Source organism: Staphylococcus sp. HMSC063A07 (genome assembly GCF_001836955.1).
In the GTDB taxonomy this organism is placed as follows: Bacteria; Bacillota; Bacilli; order Staphylococcales; family Staphylococcaceae; genus Staphylococcus; species Staphylococcus lugdunensis.
In genome coordinates this window covers 74,640-93,903 of record NZ_KV830911.1, presented here as the reverse complement: position 1 = coordinate 93,903, position 19,264 = coordinate 74,640, and the positions used below count along the sequence as shown (strand labels likewise).

Below are 19,264 nucleotides of genomic sequence, written 5' to 3'. Positions count from 1 at the left end.
GGAGGCGCACAATGTCAAAAAAACTTAAAATTATTATTTCAGCAGTAGTGATATTGCTTATCGTTGCAGGTATTGGATTTGGTGCATATAAAATTTTTTCAAACACACCAAAAAATACATACTTACTGAGCGAACAAAAAACAGCAAAAAAATTCCAAAATTATTTTAATGACCGTTTTGATAATGAAGTTAAATTCCAAGAAAAGATGAAGGATAATTCTTATTTATCAAACATGTCTTTGAGTGCAGATGCTTCTAAAGAACTCATTGAAAGTATGGGATTGCCTAAATCAGTCATTGATGCAACAAAAATTACAGCTTCTATTGGTCATGACGATAAAAATACTAAATCATTAATCAAAGTAAATCCTACAATTGCAGATAAAGAAGTGGGTAATTTCCAATGGGCTGCAGATAAGAATTTTCAATACTTTACAGCACCATTATTTAAAGGTGACTACAAAGTTAAAAATTCTGAGTTAGTGAAACAATATGCAGAAATATCTGGAGAAGATGAAGAGCAGCTTAAATCATCAGGAGTGACGAATCAAAGTTTAAATCTAAATACACTTTTAGGTTCGACACAAACACAACAAAAAGATTTGGATACAATTATTAAACGCTATACAGATATTGTCTTCGATCATTTAAAAGATGATAACTTTAAAAAAGAAGGCAAAGAAGAAGTTAAAGTCGACGGTGAGACAGAAAAAGCAAACAAAGTCACATTAAAATTAGACCGTGCTGATACTAAAAAACTTACTTTAGCCATCCTTAAAAAAGCTAAAGATGATAAAGAACTACAATCACTTGTGAAAAATCAAATGTCTAAAGATGAATACAAAAAACAAATTGAAGATGCACTCAAAAAAGCCGAAGATGCAAAAGAAAAAGAATTTATTGAATTCACATCCACAATTTACGAAAAACATCATGAAATCTTAAAACGTGACATTACATTAACAGATAAAGATAACAAAAAAGTAAAAATCGTTGGTAACAATAGCATCACTGATGACAAACTTGCATTAGATTATAAATTCACTACTGACGATGGTTCATTCTCATTAAAAGGTAAATCTACTGGTAAAGACGATAACTATAAAGATAAATACGATGCTACATTCGATAACAACTACAATAAATCTACATTGACATTTGAAAACAAAGAAAAACAAGACGGTACAAAACGTCATGATAAAGGTACAATCACATTTGACAATGCTGGAACTAAACAAGACTTTACTTTTGACAACAGCTTAGATACAGATGTGAAAAATAACCAACAAAAACAAAAATTAACAGTTGGTATCAAACTTCAAGACGAGCCAATTAACTTTATTTTAAACAGTGATACGAAGTTAAAAGCAGACATCAGTTTTGATACGGATAAAGCCAAAGATATTGGTGAACTTTCATCTAAAGAACTTGACAAATTAGATAAAGAAATAAGCAAAAATGGCGAAAAACTATTAGAATCTATCATTAAAAAAGTAACAGATGATTAAACGTTTACGACCTACGCGTTAACTGTGATGAGCTGAAAAGCAAAGATGGTAGCGGGACACAATTCGTTATGAATTCGTAGTCCCGCCCTGGCAAGGTTGACTAGGATTGAAAAAAGCTTGGTATATTGGTATAAGCGATATTTTCAATCCAGTTAACTACTGCCAATTTAGAGTCTAGAGCCTAGTCCAAGACTCACATCTACTGCAATAATAAATCCCTACACAATCATATCGCAGTGCATGCTCACACGATGATTAAATATGGAAGGAGTGGTCAAATGAAGTCAATACAATTGTTTCATATCTACCACTCTTTTTTATTAAAGAAGTGGTATTTATTTGTCTATTTAATATTGATTGTCCTATCACTAGTCTTGGCTTTGACGGCAGTTCAATATGCCAATCAAGAAGATAAAGGTTTCCGTCTTGGCATTGTGGATAAGGATCATTCAAAAGAAACACAGCTTATTTTAGGTTCCGTGGGTAAAGGGAGTAATTTTGGGAAACATGTTACCTTAAAACAATACAGTGAGAAAACAGCTAAACAACGTCTATCCAAACATGAATTAGATGGCTATTTTGTTTTTGACAAAGGTATGACACATGCCTTTTATCATCAAGGACAATTACCTATCACAGTATATACATACGACCAACAGTCTACAAAGAGTGTCGTTATTAGCCAATTAACCCATTCAGTTTATGATCGCTTAATGTTATCTATGGGAGGTATTTTAAGCTACACACACTTAACTGAGAAGCCATCATCTCAAGACATGGTTATGCTAATGACTGATTTACTATTTACCGGATTGAATCGTGTTAATGCTTTTAATTACGAACCAGTAAAGGTTTATGATACAGGCAGTTACTATGTCGTTACTGGATACTTACTATCCATTTTTATACTTTGTCTATCGTTATTTTCTGTGCTCAAAATGAATCAAGAAACGGCATTGAAAGAACGATTGCAACTCTTTCACTTCTCATTTGAAAAGTTAACATTTGTTCGTGGTGCGATTGCATGGTTCTATTCAATGATTTGGGCAATCCTTGGCTTTCTATGGATTAACCATACATTAGACGGGTCTTTTGAAAGTTATAATTGGCCAACCGTAGCAATTCAGCTCACTTATTTCGTGACTTTCTTAGTCATGCTGCTCATCTTAATTGAGCTTATTAGTAAAAACTGGATGAATTTACTTTTAAAATGCGTATTAACGCTTATCTTTATCGTATTCTCAGGCATAACGGTGCCAACAATCTTTTTCCAACATAGCTTTAACAGTATATTGGCAACACAACCGTTTAGTTTAGTAACAAATCAAATGTTGGAAATCACATTAAATAACTTTATTTTAGATACACATCCAGCCTTTTATATCAGCTTTATTGCTGTGGCATTGGCACTCTGTGTGGTCGCTGTTTGGAGGTATCGTCGATGAAACCTTACATTCAACTTGTCATTCGAAAACAATGGCTACAATATGTTCTTCTGCTCATCATTATTGGTGCAGCACTAAGCTTATTATATGCCGGACAAAAAATGGCTAGTCAAAACTTTAAGATACCTATTGCTATTCAAGATATGAGTCATAGTAATGACTCAAAACAACTGATCAAGCACATTTCGGATACACGATTTGTTTCGGTTAAATCCATATCTGCAGACGATATTTATATTGATGATGCAGTTAAGAAAAAGGAAGCTATGATCAGCTTACAAATCCCAAAAGATTTTGATAAGCGCTTAGCCGAAAACCGTTTGAAGTCATCGATTCAACTCTATGGACGAGATGATTTTATTGGTAATATTGCATTAGAAATCGTTAGTCGTTCATTATATGAACAACAAATACCGCATATTATTCAAGAACACTTAGATAAAAATCATCACCACCAAAGTATAGACAAAATTAAAGAAGCCTATAAGAATAATACACCAACATCAAAATTCAAAAATGTTGCGATTCATTCATCAGCGAATCACTCGCTTTCGATTAGTTTAATATTTGCATGGGTACTCATGATCAGTGCAATTCAAATTGTACTTCATCAAAGATTAAAACAAAATGCGCCACTTGGGCGATTATTCCAATTTAATCACAGTCGACTCAAACTTTATGGCACTTATATCGTGACACATACATGTTTGCTTTTATTCGTAATGATGATGATTCAGTGGTTGATGCACCAGCCATTAAGTTTATTCTTTTATGCTAAATCATTCGCTGTTATTTTTATCTATGAATGGGGTATCGCAAGCTTATTATTTAAGGTTAATACACTCAGCCATAGATTATTTATGGCTATTGTCTGGTCAATCGTGATAGCTATTCTATTTATTAGCATTCAAATGTAAAGGAGTGAGACACATTGATCGAATTACATGCTATTTCTAAAAGTTATAAACGTAAACACATTTTTGAACAGCTAAATATGCAATTTGCTGACAATCAACTGACTGTCTTGCTCGGAGAAAATGGTGCTGGGAAATCGACATTATTGCGTTTGATTTCAGGGATTGAACAACCAAATTCAGGTACCATTGATTACTTTGGTAAGACGCTATCAAAACGTCAAATTAGAAATATAGTAGGCTACGTGCCACAGGATATTGCTTTATTTGAACATATGAGTGCACAAGAAAATATTCAATTTTTTAAATCATTGTGTGACAAACCTGTTGATGATGATACCATAGCCCACTATTTGAAATTATTAAACTTTACTGACATGAAGGCACGTGTATCTACATTATCAGGCGGGAATAAACGCAAAATTAATATTTTAATTGGTTTATTAAGTCAACCTAAAATACTAATTTTAGATGAGCCTACTGTTGGTATTGATTTAAAATCACGTTATGATATTCACCAACTGTTAAACCAAATGAAATCCAGTTGTTTAATCATTTTAACGACACACCATTTAGATGAGGTAGAAGCATTAGCTGATAACATTAAACTCATCGGTCAACATCCATTTTATCGAGATGTTTTAAATGATAAACAATGGACTTATGAACATTATCATAATGCTTTATAGTATTAATAAACGCCTATCACAAAAGGACAATTTCTAACTCCTTTCGTGATAGGCGTTTTCGTATAATGCAGTTGTATCTTAAACAATTTCAAAGTAATATTCTTGCCAATTGATTATATTTAACCTTCATTCAATAGTTAGATTTGTAAAATACTTATCTTGCCAATGTTGTGTTTTAGCAGCTGATGGATTAAGGTCCTCTTCCCATGTTGGATAGACACGTAAAGCCATTTTCCCCTTATGTGATGTTGTCGATATGATATGTTGTTTAACTAGAACCTCTCGAGGAAATACGAACTGTCCAAACCGTTGTCCATCAATAACATTGACGACTAAAAACATTGGAAATTCAGCATCTTGATATGGTCTGTTGTTATTATCGTCATCTTTACACCACATCGCAAAGAAATATCCTCGTTTTTTAGGTGTTTTATGTGCGCGTCTACTCATATAAGTTTGCCCTTTTAACTCGCACCTAAATGCTTCATAATCCACATTCCACGGTTCTGTCTTGATTTCGATAGATGTATTACTATGATTAACTTGTAGTAGTTCTTTCACTAAAGCTAAAGATTGCATGTTTTGTAAGTGTTTTGTCATATATACCTACCTTTTTGGCATAACCACATCTGCTTTATGATGCTGAATCATTTTTGATTGGTGCCGATTTGATTTGATTACCATTTTGATCTTCTTTAATCATTTTTTTACCTTGCAATTTATAAGTACCTAGAATTTCGCCATCTTGATTCCGATAATTGATTGACCAACTATCTTTCGTCATTTTAATATTATCCCACAGATAATCTTTATTAGCAGGCGCTCCTTCAAGTTGAGCAATTTGGTCAAATAGCTGACTACGTGCATGTGCCATTTCAGTGCCGCTTTCTTTTAATTCGCGCTGTTTTCTCTCAGTATCTGATTCATCCATACGTGGATCCTTTTGTGTTATTTTAATTTTATTCTCCATCTCAGGTAATGAACGATTATTTTTATTCTCTGTATATACTTTATTTAAATCGTATTCATCTCCAGATTTCAAAGCATCTTGATAATTGCGAATTGGACTTTGTGTAGCACCAATATAAATCTTATCATTATTTACCCCTACTACTGTGCGATAGCTACCTTTATCAGGATAAACCATGTAGAATTTCATTCCATCAGGTGCCTGACTTATATTTTCATAAGGAACTAGACCAAAGTCAACAATTTGCTTCACATCATTGTCACCTGTCCCTTGTCGCTTATATTTGCCTGTTAATATTTCATTTTTGGTTAGTGAATATTTACCTTTTGGATCAGCATAAAAAATTAATGCAAGTTTCGTTTTATCTGATAATTGTCCTGCTGACGATTTAGTTTGTCCCTTATCTTCTTTATCACTGTGTTGTTGGCCTGATGTTTTATTTTGTTTCTCATTGTTCTCCGTTTGATGTTTAGATGTGTGCTTTTCATCTTTCTTATTATCAGCTTGTGACGTCTTTTTTTGATTTTCTTGTTGTGATGAATCACTGTTTTGACAAGCCGTCAATAACATGAGTGCCACCGAACTTGCTAGAAATACTTTTTTCATATTCCTCATCCTTTCTTTGTTTAATAACACTTTTTAAAATATATAATTAACTTATACTTTAAACATATCATAAAATGTATTATAAAAAAATATGGTATATGCTTCACATCCTACGCGCTTAATTCAACCTACTTTACATAACTTCGAACGGCAAACGTATGTCAAAGTTGAAACTGAACAAGAAACAACGAATTCAAACACTTTATATACAAAAAACTGAATAGCGCACAGAACAAAGAAATATCATAAACATTTCTACAAACAATGCAAGATGGAGATGAATTGTCTAAATTGACTTTGTTGTCAGTTTTCTTCTTTTAAGATTTACTTACTTCTTTGAATTTTTTTACTATTGCCTCTTTTTAATGTGGCCTTTAGAAAAGTCATGAAACGTGGGATAATATGAACATTGCGAACAATTTAATATTTGAAAGGAGTTAAATGATGACACCATCATTGAAATATAATCAAATTACAACTATTTTCTTCATCACCGGCATCGCTGTGATGTGTAGTTTATATACAGCGCTTCCTTTAACCGTAGCATTCGCTAAAGACTTCGATATTCCAAAATCGATTGCTACATTAAATGGTGTTGTTTTCTCAATTACCTATTCTGTAAGCTGCTTATTTTATGGCACTATTTCAGAAAAATTTGGTCGTATTCGTACCATTTTATGTGGCTTAGTGGGCTTAGTCATTATTTGCTGTCTGATTGGCTTTGTGCGGTCATTTATCTTATTAATTATTCTACGCGCACTGCAAGGCATCTGTGCTGCAGCATTTTCTCCAGTATCTATTACCTATGTAACTGAGAACTATTCACCAGTGAAGCGTGTAACAGCCATTAGTTTTATTAGTACAAGCTTTATGTTATCTGGTGTAATTGGTCAAAACTTAAGTGAAATTATTGTACGTTATACACATTGGCATAGCGTGTATTTTACCTTAACAATACTTTATCTCATTTTAGCTGTGGCCATTTATAAAAAAGTTCCTGAAAGTCCAGTCTACCACCCTCATATTCGTTTACTTAGCTTTTTCACTAATTTTAAAGCCTTTAAAACGAACAAAATGGTCTTACTATGTTATTTTGTATCACTAACCTTGTTAACGATGTTTATTAGTATGTATGATATATTTAATGCCTATATCACTTCAGATATTGTCGGCGGGAACCAAACAACTGCGATTAATGCAAAGCTATACGGCATCTTCGGCATGCTATTAGCTTTACTTGCAGGACGTTTAAGCGATCGTATCGGCGTCAAAAATGTCATCCTCACATCATTAATGATTAGTATTATATCGTTATTAGGTATGGCATGTACTACAAATGTTACTTTACTTGTGATGTGGAGTGTCATGTTTATTGCAGGAATTGCATTTTGTGTCCCTTCCGTCATCTCAAATGTAGGTATTGTAGTCAACGGTAATCAAGGATTCTTTTTATCTGTAAATACCTTTATTTTATTTTTAGGAACTGCACTTGCACCAATTATTAATATTTATATAGCACGCATACAAAGCTTTTCACTTCAATTTATTATTATCGCTTGTATTGGTATCATTTCTCTTTGTGTTGCACTTTTTCTACCTAAAACTAAACGCTATTAATTAACAATGGTATGTGTCTGGGGCATAATTATGTCTCAGGCTCTGAACTCTATATAGACAGTAATTGACTGGATTGAAAATACACTTATCCTAAGCTTTTTCAATCCGAGTCAACCTTGCCGGGGCGGGACTACGAATTCACAATGAATTCTAGCCCGCTCTAATTCTTTTACTATATACCTGCTGCAATATCTTTCAATATTTCTTCAACAGTAATCTTTGCACTGGTTAAAACAATAGGCACACCTGCACCTGGATGTGTACTTGCACCTGCAAAATATAGATCGTGATAGTCACGAGCAACATTTGGCGGTCGGTAATAATTACTTTGAGCGAGCGTTGGCATTAAGCCAAATGCTGCACCATACTGCGCATGATAGTCTCGTTGAAAATCTAACGGTGTAAAAATTGTTTCTGATACGATATGCTGTTTAATATTTTCAAGGGCTTCTATCGTTGCTAACTTGTGATAAATGATTTCCTTGATGCGAGCTACTATCGATTCATCCTGCCAATCTATTTTTGTTGTTTTCAACTCTGCAGTAGGCATAAGTACATATATACCTGTTTGTCCCTCAGGCGCTAGCGTCGTATCACCTACTGCTGGAACATAAATATATAATGATGGATCCTTTGACAATTGACCATTAAATATTTCTTTCACATTTTGTTCAAAATCTGCCGAAAAAATCACATTATGTAATAACAGGTTGTCTCTCAAGTCTTGATCTATACCAATATACATTAGGCATGCAGAACATGAATAATCTAATTGTGCTATTTTTTGTGGCGGATACTTTTTAACAGGGCTATGTTCAGGCATAAGATGTTGTGCTGCATATGGAAAATCAACAGTACATAATACCTTATCAAAGCGCTCAACAAGACCATTGCCTCTTATTCCATCGGCTCGTTTATATTTTGGGTCTATAATAATTTCATCGATTTGTGCGTTTAAACGAATATCGACACCCAAATCTTGATTTAAACGTGTTAAACCTTGCGCCATGCCGTACATGCCGCCTTTAATAAAATGCACACCAAACATCATTTCAATCATCGGTATAATAGAATATAGTGATGGCCCACGCTTGGGATCGATGCCAATATATAACGTTTGAAAAGCTAAGAGTTTTTGGATTTTATCATTATCAACATATTGTGCAATTAAATCATCTGCATGATTTAATGTCTTTAATTTAGCACCTTGCACTAATGACGTTAAGTTATAAAAATCACTAGGCTTACGAAACGTACGCTCTAAAAAATATTTGCGTGCAATTTCATAACGCTTATAAATATCAGTAAGAAATGACATAAAGCCATGTGTTGAACCTGGCTCGATGTGCTCTAACATTTGTTGTAATTGAGCTAGATCAGTAGGTACACGAACTTTGTCATCCTTAGCAAAATAGACATCATAAATATAAGGTAATTGTGTCATCTCTACATAATCTTCAAAGTTTTTGCCACATGCTTCAAATACTGCTTTATAGACTTCAGGAATCATCACAATTGTAGGGCCCATATCGAAAGTAAATCCATCTTTAGTAAACTGACTCATACGCCCACCAAGTTGATCATTTTTCTCAAACAATGTCACTTGATGACCTTTTGCTGCCAATCTTGCCGCGGATGCTAAACCAGTCACGCCTGCACCAATTACTGCTATATTCATTGCTATTCCACCTGTCCTTGATATTTCTTTTTTATACGTCGATAAAATTTTGCCTTATCTACTTTGGATACATACACGCGTTGATGTAATGTGTACCCTGCCTTTCTAACTTCATCAAGAATGCTCGCATAAATCACTGCAGCTAGCTCAATAATAGGTTGCGCTTGCTTATTAAACACATGAATATTCGACAGCGCATCATGGTAGGCTTGTTCTGCTATATAAGCTAATGCTTCCCACATCTTAATATAATTCGATGTCACACCTTGCTGATATTGTTGTTTAATATCAATATTAAAGTGCGCCAACCGTTCTTTACTAATATAAATACGTCCCTGTTCAAAGTCTTCTCCAACATCACGTAAAATATTAGTTAATTGTAAAGCTTCTCCTAATTTTCGTGCGACTCTAAACGTTTCTGTAGTTGGCTGTTGTGCTAAAATAGGTGTTAATACTTCTCCAACAGTTCCCGCAACCCCATAACAGTAATCTAACATAGCTTCATCGGTATCAAATTGCTCAAAATATTGATCTTTGCGTACTGTATCAATAAGCTTGTAAAATGCTGGGTATTCCATTTTAAATGTATGTGCGACATTTGAAAATGCGTGCATGATTCGCGCATCGCTTTGAAATTCAGGATGCAACTGTTGTTGTTCAATGGCCATAATATCTTGTCGTATGTACTGCAAATATTGTGGATCATGATGAACATCGATACTATCATCAATCACACGGCATACAGCATAAATCGCCCATACTGCACGTCTTTCTCTATCTGGTAAATAATCAAAGGCATAGGAGAAACTTTTAGAATGATGCTTCATCAGTTGATGGCAGTACTGAAAATGGTCATCTAGTGTCATCTCGTGCACCCTCCTTGTATTAAATATTTATAACATCACAAATGATACGTTCGGCCTTTCCATATAACGCTTCGCTTACAGTAAGACTGTATCCATGATGATAAAAACACACCACTAAAAAAGATAAATAAGATAGGGTGCAAACATAACATCCAACGTGAAAAATGACCTACTCGTCGATGTATGCGTATAAATTGCATTGTATAAAGAATATATAATATCCCCATGTTAACTTTAGATATCGGCTTTACTAACAAACTAAGTATTAAGCCTGATGCTGTAATAATCGATCCCATTAACCATATAACAATACTTGTCATAACCTTTGGCGAAGTTGCAGTAGCACCAACAGAAAAATGTTTAACCCATCCATGAACGAGTGACTGAATGCCATCTTCATACATTCGGAATTGAATATCTTGCTGTCCTTCATATAAATTTACTGGTAAGCCTTGTTGTGAATATGCTTGACCTAATGCGAACCCTTCAATAATATGATGTTTAGCTTGTTGATGTCCTTGTGTGGACTTATAATCAGTTGAATTAGTCAAGACAACAGGCCCAAAGGCCATGCGCGTAGTCTGCTGTCCGTCTATTAATGAAAATTGATTCGTACCAACTACTGTCAATGTATTAAATAGCGCCGATAAACTTTCATAAGGTCGTATAGTAGAATGATAAGGTTGGACACTTAACAAACCTCGGTAATCTTGTTGGTAGTAAGTATCGATGAGTGCTTGAATTGCTCTAGGGGATGTTAATGTCACATCGGCATCAACAAACAACAATAGTGGAGTTGATGCGTAGGTCGCACCTTGATAACAAGCCAATGACTTACCTTGCCATAATGACGGTTTATCAGCTTGAACTGAATAGACAGAAGCTCCAGCTGCGCGTGCGATTTCAGCAGTTTGATCTGTGGATCCATCATCCATCACAATCATTTCTACAGAAACGGTTTGTTGTGCTAATGACTTTAATAAGCGTGGTAAGCGTTGCGCTTCGTCACGCGCTGGAACAATAACGGATAATTCCAATTGTTTTGATGAATGAATCTTACTATGTGTCAATGGATGGCGTCGACCATACATAACTTTACCACTAATGATAGAAAAGAACGTAAATAGCATAGTTAATGAACTAATCCATTTCACTTTAGTCTCTCCTTTCACCGTGTTCGATAGCATTAATTTTATCCGCTACTTGTTGCCCGCTTAAAGTAACCATAGGCATGCCCCCACCCGGATTTACAGAACCACCAACAAAAAATAGATTATTAAAATAAGCACATTGCTTTGGAAACTTGAAGCCCTTATTTTTCTTTTTATCTGCCACAACGCCATAAATAGCACCACGATTAGAACGATAATGATGTTCTATATCTTCAGGCGTCCACATATCCTCAAACACAATGTGCGCTCTTAAATCATCTAATCCCATAGCTTCTAACTTATCCAAAACACGTTCTTTTAATTGCAGATAATCTTCCTGAGAGAAAGGTTGATTTTGAATATATGGAATATGCGGTAAAACTTTAATGCTCTCATAACCTTGAGGTGCCTGAGTTGGATCGGTTTTATTCGCATTCACTAAATAAATTGTTGGATCATACGGTAATATTTTGTCGTGAAAGACTTCACGATAATTACGCTTTGAATCTGCTGTGAAGAAAAAGTTATGATGTGCAAGCTGTGGAAAGTACTTATCAATACCTAAATGTAGTACAAGACCTGAACTTGCAGGTTCATAAATCTTTTCTAAACGTTCAATCTTTTTATCACTAAAATGCAGTAATTCACGATATGTCGGAATAACTTCCATATTTGAAATGAGATAGTCCGCTTCGACGCTTTCTCCAGTTGTTAGTCTCACACCTACAACTTTGTCAAATGACGTTTGAATGTTTTCTACACCTACACCAGTATGAATATGAACGCCTTCTTCACGCGCTAACGTTTCAAGTGCTTGAGCCAGATGATGCATTCCTCCTTTGACATACCACAAGCCTTGTTCTTGTTGCATATGATAAAGCATTGATAACACGGCTGGTGCGTCATATGAAGATGAACCAACATATTTAATAAAGTACCCTAACATATCTCTCAATTGTGGATTTGATACACGTCTATTAATAGCTTGTTGCATAGTAGAAAAATAATCAAAGCCACGCAATGCTTTAAACGGCCCGTGGTAAGTCAAAATTTCTGGTAAGGTATCTAAACCTAAGCGGAAATAGCCTTGTTCCGTAAAACGATGAATGCGTTCTGCGTAATCATAAAATGACATTAATTCTTGTCGATCTTGTGCTGTCAGAGTTGAATTATTATCAATAGTATCAGCAACATTATCATATAAATCTATCGTTTCCCCAGATGGAAAGAAACTACGCCATTGCAATGGCAATCGCTCTATATCTACGTAATCTCTCATTTCTTTACCACTGTGTTGAAAAAGCTGTTCAAAAATATAAGGCATAGTAAGAATAGATGGTCCTAAATCAAAACCAAATTGAGAGGTAGTTAGACGATTAACCTTTCCGCCGATATGGTCATTTTGTTCATATAAATCGACACGGTAGCCACTCTGTGCCATCCGAATCGCAGCGGAAATACCGCCAAGACCGCCACCAATCACAACTACTTTTTTAATTGGCATACACTCACTTCCTATCTGTTTTTCAATTTATGATAATAACGCTCGAGCTTAGGGCGATTATAACGTTGCACAATCATACATGGTAAATTTGCTAATAAAGCATATGTCATATGTGGTATTTTTATATATTTCGGCGCAGCAAGAAATACAAACATTGGTAACATCGCTATTCCATGAACAAATTCTGCACGCCGTGTTTCTATAATAAAATCATATATATCTTGCGCTGACGGTTGCGCCATTAGAGTCGATTTATTATAAATTGCCGGATTTAAACGATGTCCCTTTGGCAAATGATCTTTCCAGCGTTTGACTTGAAAGACATCATTCCAAAAATCTCCTTCACGTTCGAATGCGAATGACTTAAAACAGAAATCACACTTCATTAAAAATGTAGTACTTAAACGTGTTCCCCACACGGCAACCAACATCTGAAGCACAAACCAATAAATACCACTGCCTATGATGAGCCAAATAACGGATTTTTTACGCATGGTGTCCTGCCGTATAATCTGGATTATCTTTATTGAGTAACCAATTACCTGTCGCCAAGTATGAAGCAAACGCTGACCAACAAATATAAGGAATTAATAAATAACCCGCAATTCGATGTTTTTGATAGAATTGGACGGCGGTCGCAACAACTGCACTAAATAAAATATAACTGTCAATGAGGGCTGCACCACGTAATTTATATTTAAAATAAAGTAATGACCATAAGTAATTTAAACCTAACTGCAAGTAATATGTGGCTTGTGCTGCTTGATGCTGTTTTTGTTGTGAAATGATGTCATGAGCAATACCCATACTTAAATAAAGTGTTGGCCAGACAATCGGAAAAACATAGCCCGGTGGTGATAATGGTGGTTTAACATTTTTACTATAATCCCGACGTGCATTTTTTACGGTGATTTTGCCAATAATTTGACCACCGATTAAAGGTAAAGCAATACGACACAGCTTCTTGCTCACTTTGATACCGTTCATCTTCACATCCTCCTTTATGTTGAATAACGTAAATTTATAAAAGAATTAATTACATTTAGTTAATAATTTACCTATTCCCTTAAAAGATATGCATTAACCACTATATAACAAATTGGTCCTTTTAATATTTAAGGAAGAATTAAGCTGCATTTAGTTTTATTTTTATGTGTGTACGTTATGGTATGGGAGAGGTGAATAATATTGAAACGAATTAAAGTTGCAGATGCGCTAAGGGGATTTAGCTTATTAGGGATTTTTATAGCTAATTTACTTATATTTCAATTTGATTTAACTGGACAATTATATATTGATCATTTTCATTTAAGTCCATTCAACCACGGTGTTTTTAATATTATTAATATTCTTTTTGTAGGTAGTTTTATGCCTATCTTTGCTATGCTTTTTGGCTTTTCTATGGATAAATTATACCAATCCATGAAACGAAAAGGTGTTAAACGTCCGAAACTAAAACTCTTTCGTCGTGCTTTTTTCCTGATGATTATTGGAGGTTTACATGCATCTTACATATGGGGTGGAGATATATTATTTGGTTATGGCTTCTCTATGCTATTTGTCATTCCTTTCATTCATATGGGGAAACGTGCTTTTAAATACTTTACGCTCATTATTTTTGGATTATTGCTCGTACTATTTATTGTCATGCCATTTTCCGGTGATAATGGTATGCAAACAACACCTAGCAAACATGACACAGCAAATTATGTATCAAAGATTACAAAGATTTACAGTGAAGGTAGTTATTCAGATATTCGTCATGTTGATGAAACAGTTGAAGATCCAAAATTTGCTTTATTCGAAGATCAACTAGGGTCAATCTTTTTCCTACTCATTTTTATTCTTATTCCTTTAATGGAAGTGCCATTATTTACATTAGGTGTCTATTTATCTAAAAGTGGTTGGTTCGAAAAAGATGCGCTTGATTGGTGGTCCTCTAAATTATGGATATGGATTATACCCCTAGCACTTATCGGCAAATCAGCAGTACTCTGGGTTCAACATCCAACAATTGCTGAAAATTTCACGGAAGTGTTCGGTATCATACTCGCATTTGGTTATATGAGTTTATTTAAATATATGTATCAAAAATTACCACAACATTTTACATTCCGAGGTTTAGAACATATTGGTAAAATGTCACTGACCTTTTACTTAATACAAAGTGTGATTGGCACTATGATTTTTTATGGCTATGGCTTAGGACAATTCGGCAGCGACCATGTAACAATGATGTTTGGTATCTTTATTATTCTTTATGTTCTTCAAGTGCTAGTTGCTTCTTGGTATCAACGTCATTGGCGGTATGGACCAATGGAATATCTATTACGTATGTTTACCTATTGGCAATTACGTGTCGGCAAGAAAAAACATGCGAGACATCATTCCTAGAAAAAAAGTTTAGGCCAAAATTATGTATTAGGCTATGAACTATATATTGGCAGTAGTTGACTGGATTGAAAACACACTGATACCAAGCTTGTTTCAATCCTAGTCAACCTTGCCGGGGCGGGACTACGAATTCGTTATGAATGCTGTCCCGCCCTTTTTTTATTTTATGTTTATCCCTTAATCTTCTAATAATTGATATGGAATTAATAGATGCGAGTCATACTTGCCACCTGTATATATGTGATTTAAACCATGATTGACTGTATCTTGATGTTCATAGCGTGTCTTCATTCCTGGTACTGGTGTGCTTGTGCCTTTAACGACTTCACTACCCTTTATCACAACTTGTAATTGTTCTCCGCTTTTAAATAGCGTACTAGATGGCAAAATTTCTACTTCAACAGCAACAATTTCTTGAGGTGCAAGTTTATGTTCTTTCATATGGTGATGCCAAGGTTGTAGTGCTGTTGATTTTTCAATATCTAATTCTCGATGTGATACACGTAACCATCCAGTTGCCACTTGTCCATTTTCAATATGATTAAAATCAGGAAAATGTACCTCTTCTCCTTGACGATTGATTTTCTTTATGCCAATGAACAAGTCCATATCATCTGCTTCTTCTGTTGCTACCCATAACTTGAGTTTCATATTTCCAGTTATTTCAGTATTGTGAGTAAAACGTTTACTAAATCTCACTTCATCATCAAGTGAATCATCACTTAAATAGCTTACTGAAACTGTTTCTTCTGGTAACTGCGCTTGTAATGACATATCTTGTGCATTTAAATATAACGGCTTTTCACTCATCTGTGGTAATGGATATGCTGTCGCTGTGTTGTGATAACCCTGATAAAATTTATCACGTACTTCATAACTTACACGTGGTGTTTCAGGCCAATCATTATCAATACCTTTAAGGTAGTAATCAAAGAACGATTTTTGTTGTTCTAGTGATTCACGTGCATAATATGTTTCCCATTCTTTACGTCCATGAATTTTCAACCATTTATGCTGTGATGATGCTTGTTTAAATCCTTCAAATGTGCCACGATTATGGAGGCCTTGTGTAGACCAACTCGCACAGACAAACATAGGTATTTGAATGTGAGCTAATGGCGCTTGTTTAGCTTGCCAGTATTCATCAAACAACGGATGATTTTGTTGTGCAGCAATTAAATCTTCAATATCCATGTCTGGCCATCTTTGCACTAAACCTTGATACCAAAAACGGTAAAATCCTGTATCTGGAATACCACCATGAAAGGCGATTTCTCTATACATATCGTTCAATCCTTCCCACGGTATCATAGCTTTTAAATGCGTTGGATTTAGAGAAGCAACCCACCATTGCGTCACCGCTAAATAAGATACGCCATTCGTCCCTACATTGCCATTGCTCCATCGTTGTTTGCCAGCCCAATCGATGACTTGAGCATAATCTTTAGCTTCTGATAATCCCCAAGGATAAAGTGCACCAACTGATTTAGCACTACCTCTTAAAGCTACTTTTACAACAACATAATCATTAGGTACCCAAAAGCCTGGATCCGGTGATTCTTCAGGTGTAAAGCTTGACGTTAGAATTGTACCTATTGTTGGCCACATAGGTCCCATATTTGTGATTTTAGGTTTATTATCTTTTCCATAGGTATCTGCAGATATAACAACAGGAAATTGCCCTTCTTTATTTGGTCTAAATATATTCACATATAATTGTGTACCATCTTCCATTGTCACTGGTCTATCTTTTTCCATTATCATTTCTTGATTTCCATATTGAACACTATCAACGACTATATGATTAGTTCCTTCTTTAATCTGTTCTAATGGTGTAACTGTTAATTGTGGATTACCTAACATATCTTTTTCCATCGTTTGTCATCCCTTTCATGTTTCTGCATTTTAATTACAATTTCATTCTAACCACTGTATCATTTTTAACAACAAGCAGACCATCGCAATTTGTTTGAAAATCAACATAGGAGTCAAAACTGTTTATAATTAGACTGGAATGAGGAGGGAGTATGTGGCACAAGATCGTAGAATTAGAAAATCTAAACAAGCGATACACCATGCCTTTTTACAATTACTAACAGAAACGTCGTTTGATAAGCTAACTATACAACAATTAACTGAAACTGCTGATATTAATCGTAGTACGTTTTATAGTTATTACGTAGATAAATATGATTTATTAGAAGAAATTGAGAATAAACTCATACAAGATTTACAATATTTTATTGCTGAACAACATCAACAACAACACAACATCATGCTTAAAAACATCATCACCTATTTAATCGAGCACATTGATAATCATAGAGATGTATTTAGCATCTTATTTAAAATTGGTAAAGCATCAATGATTCAAGAAAAACTTTATAACCTTATTTATAATCATTTAAGTCAATATAAAAATGAAGATGATACGATTGAAGGCATGCCATTTTCTTATTATATGAGCTATGTTTCAGGTGCAGGAATTTCTTTAGTCAAACATTGGATTCAAGATCCGCATCCTATAGCCAAAGCACAACTTGAATATCACTTTTATCAAATTGTTAGCCATGGTGCAGCAATTATGATTCGATTTGACTCATAAAAACACAAAAGAGCCTAGAACATTGAATGTTCTAGGCTCTTTCTATAATGGTTAATTACATTACTACAACGTTAGTAGCTTGGTCGCCACGTTGACCTTCAGTAATGTCGAATTCAACTTTTTGACCTTCTTCTAAAGTTTTGTAACCTTCACCAGCGATACCACTGAAATGTACGAATACGTCATTTCCGTCTTCTCTTTCGATGAAACCAAAACCTTTTTCTGCGTTAAACCATTTTACTGTACCGTTATTCATATAGAATACCTCCGTGTGCTTTTGCACTAATATTTGTAACAAAATCATGTATAAAAAAGAGAGTATTCTAGATAAACACACTACAATTTCACGAACTTTTATTACGATAGACTAACTATAACGTATATTTCATGATAAGTAAAGCTTTTTACTAAAATAAATAATTATAAGTTTTAGTTATTTTTATTTTCAACTGGTAAAACCCTACTAAATCCTACAGTTATCCGCTTCACTTTGTAACTTATAATTTATCTATATACTAATCCACCATCTGTAAGAATAGCTTGACCTGTAATATAGTCTGAATCATCTGATGCTAAGAATGATACTAGATTAGCCACATCTCGTGGTTCTTGATAACGTCCTAATTTAATTGCAGCTGAAAATTCAGCAAAAGCTTCACCTGGTTGTAACTCGTCGTTATAGCGTACCATTTCAGCATCGATACGATCCCACATTTCTGTTTTAGCAACACCTGGACAATAAGCGTTCACTGTAATATGATCTTGCGCTAACTCTTTTGCTGCTGCTTGTGTAAATGAACGCACCGCGTGTTTTGAAGCTGAATATGTGCTTAACATTTCATAAGATTCATGTCCGGCAATGCTGCAGGCATTGATGATTTTACCTTTAGTATGTTGTTTTTTAAATTGTTCTGCTGCTGCTTGTGTGCCATAAACCATACCAAAAACATTAATATTAAACACACGTTGAAGTTGCGCTTCATCAACTTCTAAAAATGGACTTACTGCATCAACACCAGCATTGTTTACGAACACATCTAATTGACCAAATTCAGCTACTGCAAATCTAACCAATTCTTGTTGTTCTTTTTTCACTGATACATCACTTCTAAAAGCAACAACGTTATAGCCTTTACCTTTGAATTCTTCTTCTGTTTTTAATAAAACATCTCCATTAATATCTTGGATAACTACGTTAAAACCATCATTCGCTAAGCGTTCTGCAATGCCTTTACCTAATCCACCTGCTGAACCTGTAACTACTGCTGTTTTTGACATAATAAACAACTCCTTAAGATTATTAATCTATCTCTCACT

18 protein-coding genes are annotated in these 19,264 nt (G+C 34.6%); 7 read left to right on the top strand and 11 right to left on the bottom strand.

The features are described from left to right. The first annotated feature begins 11 nt into the window (after positions 1-11). The 4 genes from HMPREF2597_RS03235 to HMPREF2597_RS03220 all read left to right on the top strand — a co-directional run bounded on the left by HMPREF2597_RS03235 (position 12) and on the right by HMPREF2597_RS03220 (position 4,556). The gene (locus tag HMPREF2597_RS03235; protein WP_002460790.1) at positions 12-1,508 is read left to right on the top strand and encodes a DUF6583 family protein; all 1,497 of its coding nucleotides are present in this window, start codon (positions 12-14) and stop codon (positions 1,506-1,508) included. 278 nt (positions 1,509-1,786) lie between these two features. Further along, entirely contained in the window at positions 1,787-2,953 is a 1,167-nt protein-coding gene (locus HMPREF2597_RS03230) for an ABC transporter permease (RefSeq protein ID WP_002479064.1), read from the top strand. Further along, positions 2,950-3,870 (top strand): ABC transporter permease, encoded by a 921-nt coding sequence (locus HMPREF2597_RS03225; protein WP_002479065.1) that lies wholly within the window; start codon positions 2,950-2,952, stop codon positions 3,868-3,870. The genes HMPREF2597_RS03230 and HMPREF2597_RS03225 overlap by 4 nt, the downstream gene beginning before the upstream one ends. Before the next feature lie 14 nt (positions 3,871-3,884). Further along, on the top strand, positions 3,885-4,556 hold the full coding sequence (locus HMPREF2597_RS03220) for an ABC transporter ATP-binding protein (RefSeq protein ID WP_002460794.1): 672 nt from the start codon (positions 3,885-3,887) through the stop codon (positions 4,554-4,556). A gap of 126 nt (positions 4,557-4,682) precedes the next feature. On the opposite strand, the gene HMPREF2597_RS03215 is transcribed toward HMPREF2597_RS03220, so the two are convergent. Beyond that, positions 4,683-5,156: a MepB family protein gene (locus tag HMPREF2597_RS03215; RefSeq protein WP_070817151.1), complete on the bottom strand. Its 474-nt coding sequence runs from the start codon at positions 5,154-5,156 to the stop codon at positions 4,683-4,685. Between the two features lie 34 nt (positions 5,157-5,190). Beyond that, entirely contained in the window at positions 5,191-6,132 is a 942-nt protein-coding gene (locus HMPREF2597_RS03210; RefSeq protein ID WP_002479067.1) for a hypothetical protein, read from the bottom strand. Between the two features lie 444 nt (positions 6,133-6,576). Here HMPREF2597_RS03210 and HMPREF2597_RS03205 point away from each other — a divergent pair, with 444 nt between their 5' ends. After that, on the top strand, positions 6,577-7,749 hold the full coding sequence (locus HMPREF2597_RS03205) for an MFS transporter (protein ID WP_012990677.1): 1,173 nt from the start codon (positions 6,577-6,579) through the stop codon (positions 7,747-7,749). 172 nt (positions 7,750-7,921) lie between these two features. On the opposite strand, the gene HMPREF2597_RS03200 is transcribed toward HMPREF2597_RS03205, so the two are convergent. Genes HMPREF2597_RS03200 through HMPREF2597_RS03175 form a run of 6 tightly spaced genes read right to left on the bottom strand, consistent with a single transcriptional unit; the run spans position 7,922 to position 13,935 of the window. Continuing rightward, a complete protein-coding gene (locus tag HMPREF2597_RS03200) occupies positions 7,922-9,427 on the bottom strand; it encodes a phytoene desaturase family protein (RefSeq protein ID WP_002479069.1) in 1,506 nt (501 codons plus the stop codon). Positions 9,428-9,429: 2 nt separating this feature from the next. Next, the gene (locus tag HMPREF2597_RS03195) at positions 9,430-10,293 is read right to left on the bottom strand and encodes a phytoene/squalene synthase family protein (protein ID WP_012990676.1); all 864 of its coding nucleotides are present in this window, start codon (positions 10,291-10,293) and stop codon (positions 9,430-9,432) included. A 35-nt stretch (positions 10,294-10,328) separates the two neighbouring features. Next, positions 10,329-11,447: a glycosyltransferase family A protein gene (locus HMPREF2597_RS03190; RefSeq protein ID WP_002479071.1), complete on the bottom strand. Its 1,119-nt coding sequence runs from the start codon at positions 11,445-11,447 to the stop codon at positions 10,329-10,331. Position 11,448: 1 nt separating this feature from the next. Then, the gene (locus HMPREF2597_RS03185) at positions 11,449-12,948 is read right to left on the bottom strand and encodes a phytoene desaturase family protein (protein WP_002479072.1); all 1,500 of its coding nucleotides are present in this window, start codon (positions 12,946-12,948) and stop codon (positions 11,449-11,451) included. 11 nt (positions 12,949-12,959) lie between these two features. Then, positions 12,960-13,442: a glycosyl-4,4'-diaponeurosporenoate acyltransferase CrtO family protein gene (locus tag HMPREF2597_RS03180; RefSeq protein ID WP_002479073.1), complete on the bottom strand. Its 483-nt coding sequence runs from the start codon at positions 13,440-13,442 to the stop codon at positions 12,960-12,962. Beyond that, the gene (locus HMPREF2597_RS03175) at positions 13,435-13,935 is read right to left on the bottom strand and encodes a TspO/MBR family protein (RefSeq protein WP_002479074.1); all 501 of its coding nucleotides are present in this window, start codon (positions 13,933-13,935) and stop codon (positions 13,435-13,437) included. The genes HMPREF2597_RS03180 and HMPREF2597_RS03175 overlap by 8 nt, the downstream gene beginning before the upstream one ends. 201 nt (positions 13,936-14,136) lie before the next feature. Between HMPREF2597_RS03175 and HMPREF2597_RS03170 the strand changes: the two genes are divergently transcribed. After that, a complete protein-coding gene (locus HMPREF2597_RS03170) occupies positions 14,137-15,342 on the top strand; it encodes a DUF418 domain-containing protein (protein ID WP_002479075.1) in 1,206 nt (401 codons plus the stop codon). Between the two features lie 177 nt (positions 15,343-15,519). Here the strand turns inward: HMPREF2597_RS03170 and HMPREF2597_RS03165 are convergent, their stop codons facing one another. Further along, on the bottom strand, positions 15,520-17,217 hold the full coding sequence (locus HMPREF2597_RS03165) for a CocE/NonD family hydrolase (protein WP_012990674.1): 1,698 nt from the start codon (positions 17,215-17,217) through the stop codon (positions 15,520-15,522). 154 nt (positions 17,218-17,371) lie between these two features. On the opposite strand from HMPREF2597_RS03165, the gene HMPREF2597_RS03160 reads away from it, so the two are divergent. Continuing rightward, complete coding sequence (locus HMPREF2597_RS03160; RefSeq protein WP_002479077.1) at positions 17,372-17,947, top strand: TetR/AcrR family transcriptional regulator; 576 nt, start codon at positions 17,372-17,374, stop codon at positions 17,945-17,947. 55 nt (positions 17,948-18,002) lie between these two features. On the opposite strand, the gene HMPREF2597_RS03155 is transcribed toward HMPREF2597_RS03160, so the two are convergent. Together HMPREF2597_RS03155 and HMPREF2597_RS03150 are read right to left on the bottom strand one after the other, a co-directional pair. Further along, the gene (locus tag HMPREF2597_RS03155; protein WP_002479078.1) at positions 18,003-18,203 is read right to left on the bottom strand and encodes a cold-shock protein; all 201 of its coding nucleotides are present in this window, start codon (positions 18,201-18,203) and stop codon (positions 18,003-18,005) included. A 248-nt stretch (positions 18,204-18,451) separates the two neighbouring features. After that, positions 18,452-19,225, bottom strand: a complete 774-nt coding sequence (locus HMPREF2597_RS03150; protein ID WP_002460813.1) for an acetoin reductase — start codon at positions 19,223-19,225, stop codon at positions 18,452-18,454. Positions 19,226-19,264: the final 39 nt, after the last annotated feature.

Coding starts and splice junctions, on each gene's coding strand:
- HMPREF2597_RS03165 (WP_012990674.1), bottom strand. CDS start 17,217: ATGGAAAAAGATATGTTAGGTAATCCACAATTAACAGTTACACCATTA.
- HMPREF2597_RS03215 (WP_070817151.1), bottom strand. CDS start 5,156: ATGACAAAACACTTACAAAACATGCAATCTTTAGCTTTAGTGAAAGAA.
- HMPREF2597_RS03225 (WP_002479065.1), top strand. CDS start 2,950: ATGAAACCTTACATTCAACTTGTCATTCGAAAACAATGGCTACAATAT.
- HMPREF2597_RS03195 (WP_012990676.1), bottom strand. CDS start 10,293: ATGACACTAGATGACCATTTTCAGTACTGCCATCAACTGATGAAGCAT.
- HMPREF2597_RS03205 (WP_012990677.1), top strand. CDS start 6,577: ATGACACCATCATTGAAATATAATCAAATTACAACTATTTTCTTCATC.
- HMPREF2597_RS03235 (WP_002460790.1), top strand. CDS start 12: ATGTCAAAAAAACTTAAAATTATTATTTCAGCAGTAGTGATATTGCTT.
- HMPREF2597_RS03150 (WP_002460813.1), bottom strand. CDS start 19,225: ATGTCAAAAACAGCAGTAGTTACAGGTTCAGCAGGTGGATTAGGTAAA.
- HMPREF2597_RS03230 (WP_002479064.1), top strand. CDS start 1,787: ATGAAGTCAATACAATTGTTTCATATCTACCACTCTTTTTTATTAAAG.
- HMPREF2597_RS03180 (WP_002479073.1), bottom strand. CDS start 13,442: ATGCGTAAAAAATCCGTTATTTGGCTCATCATAGGCAGTGGTATTTAT.
- HMPREF2597_RS03155 (WP_002479078.1), bottom strand. CDS start 18,203: ATGAATAACGGTACAGTAAAATGGTTTAACGCAGAAAAAGGTTTTGGT.
- HMPREF2597_RS03210 (WP_002479067.1), bottom strand. CDS start 6,132: ATGAAAAAAGTATTTCTAGCAAGTTCGGTGGCACTCATGTTATTGACG.
- HMPREF2597_RS03185 (WP_002479072.1), bottom strand. CDS start 12,948: ATGCCAATTAAAAAAGTAGTTGTGATTGGTGGCGGTCTTGGCGGTATT.
- HMPREF2597_RS03175 (WP_002479074.1), bottom strand. CDS start 13,935: ATGAACGGTATCAAAGTGAGCAAGAAGCTGTGTCGTATTGCTTTACCT.
- HMPREF2597_RS03200 (WP_002479069.1), bottom strand. CDS start 9,427: ATGAATATAGCAGTAATTGGTGCAGGCGTGACTGGTTTAGCATCCGCG.